Genomic DNA, 12,190 nt, shown 5'->3' on the forward strand with positions numbered 1-12,190 from the left:
CTCCCCGGCCCGGGCCGGCGCGGTGGTGCGCCGGCCCGGTGTGCTGCGGCGGGCGTCAGCCGCGACGCCACATCTGCGCGGCGTGGTCGTTGCAGCTGTACATCGAGATCCGGGCACCGTTGCTGGTGTCGAGCGCGTAGTTGTCGAGGCAGGTGCCGGAGGCGCGGTTGACGAGCTGGAACCAGCCGTTGCCGCGGTCCCGGAGACCCCACTGCTGCGGGGTGCCGCCGTTGCAGCCCCAGAGGATGACGTCGTTGTTGAGGGCGGTGGACCCGTTGGCGTTGTCGAGGCAGGTCCCGGTGTTGCGGTTGCGGACGTCGTAGTGGCCGTTGTTCAGGTAGTTGAACTCCCACTGCTGCGCGGTGCTGCCGTTGCAGTCCCAGAGCTTGACGGGGGCGCCGTAGGTCTTGTCGAAGTTGTAGTTGTCGACGCACTTGCCGCTGTGCGCGCCCTTGATGCCGAGGGGAGTGGTGCCGTTGGGCATGGGCTGGCCGAAGAAGGGCCGGCCGTGCTCGGTCCAGAAGAGCTGCTGCATGCGGGTGTGGCGGTTGGGGTCGGTCAGCGCGTCCGGGTACGGGTCGGCGTAGTCGCGGGCGTGGTAGACGAGGATGTCGGTCTTGCCGTCCTCGGCGACGGTGAAGCTGCCGTGGCCGGGGCCGTAGACGCCGTTGGCGGTGGAGAACACCGGCGTCGCCGACTTCGTCCACGAGGCCGGGTTGAGGAGGTCGGCCGAGGTCGACGCGGTGAGCAGGCCCAGCTTGTAGCGGGAGTCGGTGGCGGCGGCGGAGTAGGCGATGAACACCTTGCCGTTCCTGACGACGACCTGCGGGCCCTCGGCGACGGGGTAGCCCTCGCGCTCCCAGGCGTAGGTGGGCTTGGCGATCACGGTGGCCGGGCCGGTGATGGTGGTCGGGCTGGACATCTTCGCGATGAAGACGTGGCTGTTGTCGCTGCTGTTCGGGTCCTTCTGCGCCCAGGTGAAGTAGCGCTGCCCGTTCAGCTCGAAGGAGTGCGGGTCGAGCATGAACGACTCGACGTGGGTGTACATCCGCTGCGGCGCCGACCAGGTGCCCGTCATCGGGTTCGCCGAGGTGTTCTTGACGTAGTACATCCGCTGGTCGTAGGGCGAGCTCGACGGGGAGGCGGAGAAGTACAGGTACCAGGCGCCGTCGTAGAAGCGGACGTCCGGCGCCCAGATCCAGCCGCTGAGCGCGCCCGAGGAGGGTGCGGTGAAGGCGGTCACGGTGGCGGCGGAGCCGAGCCCCTGCAGGGTGGTGGAGCGACGCAGCTCCACCCGCTTGTAGTCCGGCACGGAGGCCGTCATGTAGTAGTAGCCGTCGCTGTGCTTGATGACGGCCGGGTCGGCGCGCTGCTCCACCACGACGTTGTTGATCTCGATGAACTGCGCGGACGCCGGGGCGGTGGCACCCGTCAGCAGGGCGAGAGCGGAGACGAGGACGGCGGCCGATCCGCGGAGCGCGCGGCGCAGGCGGCGCCCTCCGGGGCTGTGACCGGTGGCCGGGGTGGCAGTGCTCACGTGCGTCCTCTCGCCGTGGCGCCGGGTGGGCGCCGGTTGTCTTCCGGGCGGTGACGAGAGGTGGCGTTCAGGCCGTAGGGCGGGGTGCATCCGAAGCTCTCGTCTCGTTGAACGTAGGACGAGGTCAACGACGGCGACAGGCCCGCAAGGGCCCGTTGGGCCGCTTCGGTGACGAAGATGCTCCCTGTGGGTTGATATTCACTCTGTGTGACGGGATGCGGGATGGGGTCCTGCGGCACCGCGGGCGGACCACGCCCGGCTCCCGCCCCGCCGGCCCCGCCCCACAGCGGGCCGGCGCGGCGGGAGCCGGTCGGTCAGGACCGGTCGGGCTGCTCGCTCCAGTCACTGGCGATCACGGCGAACTCGGCACCGCGGGGGTCGGCGAGGACCGCCATGCGCCCGTACGGCGTCGACTCCGCGGGCATGACGACCTTCGCGCCGCGCGCCTCGGCGGCGCCGACCGCGGCGTCGGTGTCGTCCACCCCGAAGTACGGCAGCCAGCCGGCGGCCTCACCGGGGGTCTCCGGGCCCGCAGGGCCGATCCCGCCCAGGATGAGCCCCTCCTGCGGCAGCGAGAAGGTCGTGTAGCCGGGGAAGCCCTCCATCGGCTCGTACGCCCACCCGAACACGCTGGCGAAGAAGGCGCGGGAGGCGTCCGGGTCGGTGCTGCGCAGGTCCTCCCACACCAGCCCGCCCGGCTCGTTGACCAGCGAGGCCCCGATGTGGGTGCCGGCCTGCCACAGCCCGAACTGCGCACCGGTGGGGTCGGCGGCGATCGCCATCCGCCCGAGCGGACCGACGTCACCGGGGCCCATCAGGACCCGGCCGCCGGCAGCGGTGACCGCGGCGGCGGTCGCGTCGACGTCGTCCGTGGCGACGTACACGTTCCAGAAGACGGTCTCGCCCTCGGCGGGACCGATGCCCGCGGCGGCGCTGCCGCCCCGGTGGGCGGTGAGGTAGCCGCCGAACTCGGGGCCGGGGTCGGTGACCTCCCAGCTGAGGACGTCCGCGTAGAGGCGCACGTCCTCCGTCGGTTCGGGGGTGCCGAGGTCGACCCAGCAGGGGACGCCGGCGGGCCAGTTCTTCGTCCGGATGCTCATGGCAGCACTGAAGCGCACCGTCCCGACATGGTGGAGAGCTGCACCAGATGGCCGTCCCGGCGCCCCGCCCGCGTGGCCGGGAGGACGCCCCGGGGCCACTATCGTTGGCCCACGTGCCGCAGCCCCCGGTCGCCGTCCCCCCTCCCGCCGACGCCCCCGGCGCGGACGCCCGCCCCTTCCGGGTCGTGGTCCTCGTCTCCGGTTCCGGCTCGACGATGCAGGCGCTCCTCGACGCCACGGCCGAGACCGCCGCGGCCACCCTGCCGGGAACGCTCCCGGCCGGGCAGCGCCCCGTCCGCGTCGTGGCCGTCGGCTCCGACAAGCCCGCCGCGCAGGGCCTCTCCCGGGCCTCGGTGGCCGGGGTGACCACCTTCGCGGTCCCGCCCGCCGAGCACCCCGACCGCACCGCCTGGGAGCGGGCCCTGGTCGAGGCGGTCGCGCAGTTCGAACCGGACCTCGTGGTGCTCGCCGGGTTCATGCGGATCCTCGGCGCCCCCATGCTCGGGGCCTTCGGCGGCCGCATCCTCAACACCCACCCCGCGCTGCTGCCCTCCTTCCCCGGGGCCCACGGCGTGCGCGACGCCCTCGCCCACGGCGTGCGCGTCACCGGCTGCACCGTGCACCTCGTCGACGAGGGCGTCGACACCGGCCCGATCGTGGCCCAGGCGGCGGTGCCCGTCCTCGACGACGACGACGAGGCGACCCTCCACGAACGCATCAAGGAGCAGGAGCGCCTGCTCCTCGTCGAAGTCGTCGGCCGGCTGGCCCGCGGCTGGTCCGTCACCGGCAGGAAGGTCCGATTCTCGTGAGCACGAGCAGCAGCACGGCAGCCGAGGCGACGCCCGGGGCGCAGCAGCGACGCCCGGTCCGCCGCGCCCTCGTCAGCGTCTACGACAAGACGGGTCTGGAGGAGCTCGCCACCGGCCTGCACGCCGCGGGCGTCGCGCTGGTCTCCACCGGCTCCACCGCGGCCCGCATCGCCGCGGCCGGGGTTCCCGTCACGCCCGTGGAGGAGCTGACGGGTTTCCCCGAGTGCCTCGACGGGCGCGTCAAGACCCTCCACCCGAGGGTGCACGCCGGGATCCTCGCCGACCTGCGCCTGCCCGAGCACGCCGCCCAGCTCGCGGACCTCGGCGTGGAGCCCTTCGACCTCGTGGTCGTGAACCTCTACCCGTTCCGCGAGACCGTCGCCTCCGGCGCGGGGCGCGACGACGTCGTGGAGCAGATCGACATCGGCGGGCCGTCGATGGTCCGCGCCGCCGCGAAGAACCACCCCAGCGTCGTCGTCGTCGTCGACCCGGCCCGCTACGGCGACGTGCTCGCCGCGGTCGGCGAGGGCGGGTTCACCCTGGCCGAGCGCCGGAGGCTGGCCGCGGCCGCGTTCGCGCACACCGCCGCCTACGACACCGCCGTGGCCACCTGGTGCGCCGCGCAGCTCGTGGACGACGAGGGCGCCGGCGACCCGCACTGGCCGGTGTTCACGGGAACCTCGCTGGAGCTGTCGGAGGTGCTGCGCTACGGCGAGAACCCCCACCAGGCCGCCGCCCTCTACGTCGACCCGGACGCCCCCGCCGGGATCGCGCAGGCCGAGCAGCTGCACGGCAAGGCCATGTCCTACAACAACTACGTCGACGCCGACGCCGCCGTGCGCGCCGCCCACGACTTCGCGGAACCGGCCGTCGCCGTCATCAAGCACGCCAACCCCTGCGGGGTCGCGGTGGGCTCCGACATCGCCGCCGCCCACGCCGCCGCCCACGCCTGCGACCCCGTCTCCGCCTTCGGCGGGGTGATCGCCGCCAACCGCGTCGTGACGGCCGCGATGGCCGCGCAGGTCGCCGACGTCTTCACCGAGGTGGTCGTCGCGCCGGACTTCGAACCGGCGGCGCTGGAGCTGCTCCAGGCCAAGAAGAACATCCGCCTCCTCCGGCTCCCCGAGGGCTTCCGCCGCGACGAGCTGGAGTGGCGCCAGGTCTCCGGCGGGGTGCTGGTGCAGGGGACCGACCGCATCGACGCCGCGGTCGCCGGTGACGGGCCCGGCGGTGACGACCCCTCCACCTGGCAGCTCGTGGCCGGGGACGCCGCCGACGAGAGCACCCTGGCGGACCTCGCCTTCGCCTGGCGGGCGGTGCGCTCGGTGCGCTCCAACGCCATCCTGCTCGCGAGCGGCGGCGCGAGCGTCGGCATCGGCATGGGCCAGGTGAACCGGGTGGACTCCTGCCGGCTCGCCGTCTCCCGGGCCGGCGCCGAGCGCGCCAGGGGCTCCGTCGCGGCCTCCGACGCGTTCTTCCCCTTCGCCGACGGGGCGCAGATCCTCATCGACGCCGGGGTGCGCGCCATCGTCCAGCCGGGCGGTTCCGTCCGCGACGCCGAGGTGGTCGAGGCCGCCCGCGCCGCGGGCGTGACGATGTACCTCACGGGCGCGCGGCACTTCGCGCACTGACCCGTCGGCCTACCCCGGCTCGTGATCCGTCACGGCTCGCGCCCGGTGGCCGCCGGCCGCGCGGGATCCGACGACCACTGCGACCACGAGCCGGGGTAGAGGGCGGCCTCGATCCCCGCGGCGGCCAGCTGCGCGACCGCGAGGCTGGCGAACACCCCCGAACCGCAGTACGCGGCCGTGGCAACGCCGGGGCGCACCCCGACCTGCGCCAGCCGCTCCCGCAGCACGTCCGCGGGCAGCAGCAGCCCCTCCCCGTCGGTCAGGGAACCCGGCGGCAGGTTGCGCGCACCGGGGACGTGCCCGGCGCGGGGGTCCACCGGCTCCACCTCGCCGCGGTAGCGCTCACCTGCCCGCGCGTCGAGCAGCAGACCGGAGGCGGGCAGCGCGGCGGCGCCGTCGGCGTCCACGACGGGCATCGCCCCCGGCGACAGCTCCACGTCACCCGGTTCCACGTCACCGGGGGCCGGTTCGACCTCGCCCGCCTCCAGGGGCAGCCCGGCCGCGCGCCAGGCCGCCAGCCCGCCGTCGAGGATGCGCACCTCCTCCCACCCCGCCCAGCGCAGCACCCACCAGGCGCGCGCCGCGGCCGCGCCGCCGGCGTCGTCGTAGGCGACGACCTGCATCCCCGGCCGCAGCCCCCACCGCCGCGCGCTCTCCTGCAGCGCAGCGGGATCGGGCAGGGGGTGCCGGCCGTGCGCGGGGGAGGGCGGGGCGGACAGCTCGGCGTCGAGGTCCACGTACACGGCCCCGGGCAGGTGGCCCTCGCGGTGGCGCTCGCGCCCGGTGGTGTCGCCGAGCCGCCAGCGCACGTCCAGCAGCAGCAGGGGGGCGCCTGCGTCGAGGAGGCGCCGCAGTTCGGCGACGTCGGTGAACGTGCGGGCGCGGTCGGGCGGGGCGGGAGTGCTCACCCGGCCATGGTGGCGTGCCGCGGGCGGAGCGCCCCGCCGGGCACGCCGCCCCGCCGGGCACGCCGCCCCGCCGGGCACGCCGCCCCGCCGGGCACGCCGCCCCGCCGGGCACGCCGCCCCGCCGCGGTCGCGGACCGGGCCGTCGTGGACCGCCGGCACCGGCGCAGCGGACCTGCGCAGGGCGTCCACGGCCGTGGCAGTAGGGTCCGCGAGGGCTCCGGTGCAGGCCGTCGCCCAGGCAGGAGGGGCGCCGGATGGACGATTCCCGCACACGGCGACCGGAGCCGACGATGCGCGACGTCGCCGCGCTCGCCGGGGTCAGCATCAAGACGGTCTCGCGGGCCGTCAACGGCGAACGGGGCGTCGGCGCCGACGTGGCCCGCCGCGTCGCGGAGGCCGCGGCCGCGCTCGGCTACCGGCCCAACCTCTCCGCCAGCAGCCTGCGCCGCGCCGACCGGCGCAGCACCACCCTCGGTGTCGTCTTCGAGGACCTCTCCAACCCGTTCGACTCCACGTTGCTGCGCGCCGTCGAGGCCCGCGCCCGGGAGAGCGGGTTCCTCGTCTTCGCCGGCAGCGACGAGGACGACCCGGCCCGGCAGGCGGAGATCCTGGAGTCCCTCGCCCTGCGGCGCGTCGACGGCCTGCTCGCCATGCCGCTGGCGGGTCACCAGGACGCGCTCCGGGGCGAGCGGCAGCGGGGCGTGCCGATGGTCCTGCTGGACCGGCCGCCGACGTTCCCGGACACCGACTGCGTCACCACCACCAACCGCGAGAGCACCTCGGAGGCGGTCCAGCGGCTCACCGCCCTCGGCCACCGCCGCATCGCCTTCCTCGGCGACCGCCAGGAGCTGTGGACCCACCAGGAGCGCCACGCCGGCTACGTGGAGGGTCTCGCCCGCGCGGGGGTGCGGCCGGGGCGGGACCTCGTGCGCCGGGACCTGCGCGGCCCCGAGGCGGCGCAGACCGCGGTCACCGACCTGCTCGGCCTCCCCGAACCGCCGACGGCCGTGTTCGCCGCCCAGAACCTCCTCGCGATCGGGGCCGTGCGCGCCCTGCAGCACGCCGGCCTCGAGCACGACGTCGCCCTGGTCGGGTTCGACGACTTCCCGGTGGCCGACCTCCTGCGCCCGGCGGTCTCGGTGGTCCAGCAGGACGTCAGCGCCCTCGGCCGCACCGCCGCCGACCTCGTCCTGGCCCGCATCGCCGGCGACCGTTCCCCGGCGAAGCACGTCACGATCCCCGCCACGCTCGTCCCCCGCGGCTCGGGGGAGGTCCCGCCGCTCCGCAGCGCACGCGGGTAGCGTGCTGGCGCGCCCCCCGTCGGGGGCCCGGAGACCGCGGCGGTTCCGCGGCGAGGCGGTTCTGCGGGGGAGGCATCCGGTGGTCGGCGGTTCGGGCGGCGGAACCCACCCCCCGGGGGGGTCGCACGTCCACGAGGAGGTGCCGCCCCGGGAGGTGCTGCTGCACGCCGTGCTCGTCGGGGTCGTGCTCGCCCTCGTGGTGGTGGTCGTCGCCGGCCCGCGCGCGGGCGGGCTCGTGCTGGCCGCGGACCTGCTGCTGGCCGGCGTGCTGCGCCTGGTGCTGCCGGTGCGGGTCGTCGGCGCCCTGGCGGTGCGCTCCCGGGCCTTCGACGTGGTGGTCGCGCTCGCGCTCGCGCTCGCCTGCGCCGGCCTGGCGTGGGTGGTGCCCACCGGCGGCTGAGGCGGGCGCCGACGCCGGCGCCCGCCCCGCTGCGACTCAGCCCAGCAGGCCCATGCCGCGCACCGCGTCGCGCTCCGCGGCGAGTTCCCCGACGGTCACGTCCAGCCGGGCCCGCGACCCGGCGTCCAGCTCCAGGCCCTGCACGATGCGCCACTCCCCGCCCGAGCAGGTCACGGGGAAGGAGGACACCAGCCCCTCCGGCACCCCGTACGAGCCGTCGGACACCACGGCCATCGACGTCCACGTGCCCTCGGGCGTGCCGAGGACCCAGTCCCGGACGTGGTCCACGGCCGCGCTGGCGGCGCTCGCCGCCGAGGACGCGCCCCGCGCCTCGATGATCGCCGCGCCCCGCTGCTGGACGGTCGGGATGAAGAACTCCTCGATCCACGCGGGGTCGCCCACGACCTCCGTCGCGGGCCTGCCGTCGACGGTGGCGGCGGTCAGGTCGGGGTACTGCGTCGCGGAGTGGTTGCCCCACACGGTGATCCCGCGGATGCCGGTGACGGGCACGCCCGTGCGCCGCGCGAGCTGCGCCACGGCGCGGTTGTGGTCCAGGCGCGTCATGGCGGTGAACCGCGAGGCCGGGATCCCCGGCGCGTTGTGCAGCGCGATGAGGGCGTTGGTGTTGGCGGGGTTGCCGACGACGAGGACCTTCACGTCCGCGGCGGCGTTCTCGGCCAGCGCCCTGCCCTGTGCCGTGAAGATGGCGCCGTTGGCCTGCAGCAGGTCGGCGCGCTCCATGCCCTTGCCGCGGGGGCGGGAGCCGACGAGCAGGGCGACGTCCGCGCCGTCGAAGGCGGTCGCCGGGTCGTCGGTGACGTCGATGCCCGCGAGCAGCGGGAAGGCGCAGTCGTCCAGCTCCATCGCCACGCCCGCGGCGGCACCCACGGCGGCGGGGATCTCCAGCAGACGCAGGCGCACGGGCCGGTCCGCTCCGAGCATGGCCCCGCTCGCGATGCGCGGCAGGAGGCTGTAGCCGATCTGCCCCGCCGCCCCGGTCACGGTGACGGTGGTGGGTGCTGTGCCCGCTTCGGGGCTGGCTTCGGGGCTCACATCGGGCTCCTGGTGGCCGGGGACTCGGTCGCGGCGAACGCTAGCCGCTGCCCCGCGCCCCGGCCTCCCCCGGTGCACGGGCGGGGCCCCGGCCGGTTTGCGGCGGCGGCGGGGCGCGGAGACGCTGGAGGGGCCTGCCGGTGCCGCGGCGGGTCGGACGGACGCCGGAGGGAGGGGAGGCGCGTTGCCGCCCACCCCGCCTGCAGGGGCCCGCAGCGGAGCGCCGGCCCCCGACCCCCGCGAGCCCGCACCCCCCGGCCCCGCACGGGCGGCCGACGGCCTGCGGGCGGCCTTCCGCCGTGCCGCGAGCAGTGTCTGGGTCGTCACGGCCGCCTCCGCCGGTGCGCCCGCCGGCTTCACCGCGACCTCCGTCGCCTCCGTCTCGGTGGACCCCCCGCTGCTCTCCTTCAACGTGGGTCGCACCTCGTCCTCGCTCGCGACGCTGCAGTCCGGCGGGGCCTGCGCGGTGCACCTGCTCGCCGCCGGCTCCGAGGCGCTGGCCCGCACCTTCGCCGGTCCCGCCGCCGCCCGCTTCGCCGATCCCGCGGCCTGGCGGTGGGGGGAGGACGGCCTGCCCGAGCTGGCCGGGGTCGCCGCCCGGCTCAGCGGCCCGGTCACCGCCCTCGTCCCCGCGGGGGACAGCGTCATCGTCGTCGTGGAGGTGCAGCGCACCGCCGTGCACGAGCGCCCGTCGCTCGTGCACCACGACCGCGCCTACACGGCCCTCCCCGCGCCCCCACCGGCTGGGCCGCAGCGCACCGCAGGAGCTAGCTTGCGGGCGTGCAGCTGACCGTCCGCGCCTGGGGAGAGGGACCGCGCTCCGCCGTCCTCGTCCACGGCGTCACCTCCGACTCCGGAACCTGGCACCGCGTGGCGCCCCGCCTCGCCCGGCTCGGGTACCGCTGCCTCGCCGTGGACCTGCCCGGGCACGGCCGCAGCCCCCGCGACGGCTACACCCTCGCCGCCTGCGCGGACGCCCTCGTGGAGTCCGTCCCCGCCGGCCCGGACCTCGCGATCGGGCACTCCCTCGGCGGTCTGGTCCTCACCGCGGCGGTGGAGCGGCTGCGACCGCGGGCGGCGGTGTACGTGGACCCGCCCTGGCAGCTCGGCGGGGAGCGCGACACCTCCGACCCGGAGCGCTTCCGGCGGGTGCCGCTGCAGCGCGGCGGCGACATCGCCCGGGAGAACCCCCGCTGGAGCGCCGGCGACGTCCACCACGTCCTCGCAGCCCGCAGCCGCTGGGACCCCGACGCCGTCGCGATCCTCCACGACGCGCGCCGCCACGGCCCGCTGCTGCCGTCGTCCGCGGCGGTTCCCTCGCTGGTGCTGCGCGCGGACGGCAGTGAGCTGGTGAGCGACGCCGACGCGCAACGGCTGCAGGCGGCGGGGTTCGAGGTGCGGACGGTCCCCGGGGCCGGGCACAACGTGTTCCGCGACGACCTCGAGGGGTTCCTGGAGGCCCTCGACGGCTGGGTGGAGCCGTCGAGGGCGCCGGAGGCCCAGGGCTAGCCGGCGCCCTCGACGAGCAGGGGCCCGACGGGCATCAGCCCGCGGGGACGACCTCCAGTCCGTTGAGGTGCGCCGTCGCCCCGCTCAGCACGACGTCGAGACGCCCGTCCGAGACCACCACGCCGGTGACGGTCTTCTCCACCGTCGTGCCGTGCGCCGCAGCGGCCGCACCGCGGTCGACGCCCTCGATGCGGACGGACGTGCGGGCGCTGCCCAGCGCGTCCCCGTGCACGGTGCGCACGGTGTAGGTGCCGTTGGGCACGTCCGCGCGGAACTCGTAGGTGCAGCCGAAGCAGGCGACGAAGTCCCGGCGCAGGGGATCGGTGGCCTCGCCGCGGTCGCGGTCGATCATGCCCGTGGTGGAGACGAACCCGAAGCCGCGGGCGGTGGAGTACAGGTCCGCGCGGGTCACCGCCGCGTACCCCGTCATCGCCGGGGAGCCGACCGGGCCGAAGTCGAAGCGGCGTGCGGCCGCGGGCGGCGTGGCGGTCCGCAGGTGCTGCGCCAGGGGCAGGCCGGCGCTGCGGGTCAGCGACGCCAGCAACCGGGCGATCTGGACGGCCCCGTACTCCTGGAAGTGGGTGTCGTCCTGGACCCCGTTCACCCATGCCGGGTAGGCGCCGGGCGGGGTGTGGAGGAACACGTTCTTCGTGCCCTCCGGCCCCACGCCCTCGTAGTAGGCGCGGCTGGCGGCGCCGAGGTCCAGGACGGTGGCGCCGAGCTGGGCCCCGATCTCCTTCATGGCACGCGTGTAGCTGCCGAAGCTGTCGTTGAACCGGCCCGTCGCCGGGTCGTAGGACCGGCGCCCCACCGGAGTCACCAGCACCGGCGTCGCACCGCGCTGGCGGGCGCCGTCCACGTAGCGCTGCAGGTACTCCTTGTACTGCTCCGGCGTGACGTAGCGCTCCGGCCGGCTGACGGTCGCGTCGTTGTGGCCGAACTGCACGTAGAAGTAGTCGCCGGGCCGCAGCGCCCGGAGCACCGTGTCCAGGCGCCCCTCGACGAGGAAGGACTTCGAGCTGCGCCCGCCGATCGCGTGGTTGCTGAAGGCCACGCCGGTGGTGAAGGAGTGGGGGAGCATCTGACCCCAGCCCGCCTCCGGCTTCCACCCCGCGTTGTACGTCTGCACGGTGGAGTCGCCGGCGATGTAGACGGTCGGCTTCGCCCCGGCCGTGCGCGGCGCCTGGCGCGTGAGGACGACGGCGTTCACGTTCGGCGTCGCGCCGCTGAACTCCAGGTCCAGCCTGCCGTCGACGACGGCCACGTCGAAGCTCGTCTCCAGGAACTGGCCGGCGGCCCGCGACGCGGCGGGCACCTTCAGGACGCTCTCCGCGCGCACCGCCACGTCGGTGGCGCCCGCCCGGTCCCCGGCGACGAGGGAGACCGTGTAGTCGGCGCTGGGGACCTCCACGGAGAACGTGGTGTCCCGGGGGGTGGCGAAGTCCGCGCGCAGCGGGTCGCTGCCACCGCGGTCGGTGGAGGTCACCTTCGTGGTGTCGGCGAAGCCGAAGCCCGTCGAGCTGGAGAAGGCGGTGCCCCGGTCGACCCTCGTGTGGCCGGACGCCAGCGCCCCCGGGCCGAAGTCGAAGCGCAGGGAGGCGCCCGGGTCGAGCGGGACCGCCGACGCGGTGGCCGCGGGCACGGTCAGCAGTGCTGCGGTGACGGCGGCGGCCGCGGTGACGGCGGCGACGGGGGCGGAGCGGCGGCGGGTGCCGGGGTGCCGCGGGTGCTTCCTCATGGATCTCCTCGACGGTGAGCGGGATCTGCAGGGAGTGCGGCCGAGACGCGCGGCGCGGGACCCGGTCCGGCCGGTGCCGGTGGGACAGCGGGGTGCCGACGAGCGCGACGGAGGGAGCGGCCCCGGTCGGGAACCGCTTTCCGCAAGGCTTTCCGGGAGTATTGGGTCGATCACCGAGAGGTGTCAACACCACCGCGGGCTGCC

Annotated in this window: 11 protein-coding genes; 6 read left to right on the forward strand and 5 right to left on the reverse strand. The window is 75.7% G+C overall.

Annotation, left to right across the window (positions count from 1 at the left end):
• Window positions 1–55: 55 nt before the first annotated feature.
• The gene (locus CLV92_RS05600) at window positions 56–1,537 is read right to left on the reverse strand and encodes a family 43 glycosylhydrolase (protein ID WP_211290892.1); all 1,482 of its coding nucleotides are present in this window, start codon (window positions 1,535–1,537) and stop codon (window positions 56–58) included.
• Window positions 1,538–1,851: 314 nt separating this feature from the next.
• Window positions 1,852–2,637, reverse strand: coding sequence for a VOC family protein (locus CLV92_RS05605; protein ID WP_104431813.1), 786 nt, complete (start codon window positions 2,635–2,637; stop codon window positions 1,852–1,854).
• Between the two features lie 113 nt (window positions 2,638–2,750).
• Between CLV92_RS05605 and purN the strand changes: the two genes are divergently transcribed.
• Both purN and purH read left to right on the forward strand, forming a co-directional pair.
• Window positions 2,751–3,446 carry a phosphoribosylglycinamide formyltransferase gene (gene purN, locus CLV92_RS05610; protein ID WP_245886444.1) on the forward strand — a complete coding sequence of 232 codons (696 nt, stop codon included), beginning with the start codon at window positions 2,751–2,753 and terminating at the stop codon, window positions 3,444–3,446.
• Window positions 3,443–5,077, forward strand: coding sequence for a bifunctional phosphoribosylaminoimidazolecarboxamide formyltransferase/IMP cyclohydrolase (purH, locus tag CLV92_RS05615; protein WP_104431815.1), 1,635 nt, complete (start codon window positions 3,443–3,445; stop codon window positions 5,075–5,077). The genes purN and purH overlap by 4 nt, the downstream gene beginning before the upstream one ends.
• A gap of 29 nt (window positions 5,078–5,106) precedes the next feature.
• On the opposite strand, the gene CLV92_RS05620 is transcribed toward purH, so the two are convergent.
• Complete coding sequence (locus CLV92_RS05620; protein ID WP_245886446.1) at window positions 5,107–5,985, reverse strand: sulfurtransferase; 879 nt, start codon at window positions 5,983–5,985, stop codon at window positions 5,107–5,109.
• Window positions 5,986–6,239: 254 nt separating this feature from the next.
• Here CLV92_RS05620 and CLV92_RS05625 point away from each other — a divergent pair, with 254 nt between their 5' ends.
• Both CLV92_RS05625 and CLV92_RS05630 read left to right on the forward strand, forming a co-directional pair.
• Window positions 6,240–7,286 carry a LacI family DNA-binding transcriptional regulator gene (locus CLV92_RS05625; RefSeq protein ID WP_104431816.1) on the forward strand — a complete coding sequence of 349 codons (1,047 nt, stop codon included), beginning with the start codon at window positions 6,240–6,242 and terminating at the stop codon, window positions 7,284–7,286.
• A 139-nt stretch (window positions 7,287–7,425) separates the two neighbouring features.
• Window positions 7,426–7,686 (forward strand): DUF3017 domain-containing protein, encoded by a 261-nt coding sequence (locus CLV92_RS05630; protein ID WP_158257138.1) that lies wholly within the window; start codon window positions 7,426–7,428, stop codon window positions 7,684–7,686.
• Window positions 7,687–7,722: 36 nt separating this feature from the next.
• Here the strand turns inward: CLV92_RS05630 and CLV92_RS05635 are convergent, their stop codons facing one another.
• Window positions 7,723–8,739: a malate dehydrogenase gene (locus CLV92_RS05635; protein WP_104431818.1), complete on the reverse strand. Its 1,017-nt coding sequence runs from the start codon at window positions 8,737–8,739 to the stop codon at window positions 7,723–7,725.
• A gap of 184 nt (window positions 8,740–8,923) precedes the next feature.
• Here CLV92_RS05635 and CLV92_RS05640 point away from each other — a divergent pair, with 184 nt between their 5' ends.
• Together CLV92_RS05640 and CLV92_RS05645 are read left to right on the forward strand one after the other, a co-directional pair.
• Window positions 8,924–9,529 carry a flavin reductase family protein gene (locus CLV92_RS05640; protein ID WP_158257139.1) on the forward strand — a complete coding sequence of 202 codons (606 nt, stop codon included), beginning with the start codon at window positions 8,924–8,926 and terminating at the stop codon, window positions 9,527–9,529.
• A complete protein-coding gene (locus tag CLV92_RS05645) occupies window positions 9,520–10,248 on the forward strand; it encodes an alpha/beta fold hydrolase (RefSeq protein ID WP_104431820.1) in 729 nt (242 codons plus the stop codon). The genes CLV92_RS05640 and CLV92_RS05645 overlap by 10 nt, the downstream gene beginning before the upstream one ends.
• Window positions 10,249–10,282: 34 nt before the next feature.
• On the opposite strand, the gene CLV92_RS05650 is transcribed toward CLV92_RS05645, so the two are convergent.
• Window positions 10,283–11,986 (reverse strand): rhamnogalacturonan acetylesterase, encoded by a 1,704-nt coding sequence (locus CLV92_RS05650; RefSeq protein ID WP_104431821.1) that lies wholly within the window; start codon window positions 11,984–11,986, stop codon window positions 10,283–10,285.
• Window positions 11,987–12,190: the final 204 nt, after the last annotated feature.

Source organism: Kineococcus xinjiangensis (assembly GCF_002934625.1).
Lineage (GTDB): Bacteria > Actinomycetota > Actinomycetes > Actinomycetales > Kineococcaceae > Kineococcus_A > Kineococcus_A xinjiangensis.

Excerpts from the sequence above, each read along its gene's own strand:
- CLV92_RS05605 (WP_104431813.1), bottom strand. The coding sequence starts at position 2,637 with ATGAGCATCCGGACGAAGAACTGGCCCGCCGGCGTCCCCTGCTGGGTC.
- CLV92_RS05650 (WP_104431821.1), bottom strand. The coding sequence starts at position 11,986 with ATGAGGAAGCACCCGCGGCACCCCGGCACCCGCCGCCGCTCCGCCCCC.
- CLV92_RS05625 (WP_104431816.1), top strand. The coding sequence starts at position 6,240 with ATGGACGATTCCCGCACACGGCGACCGGAGCCGACGATGCGCGACGTC.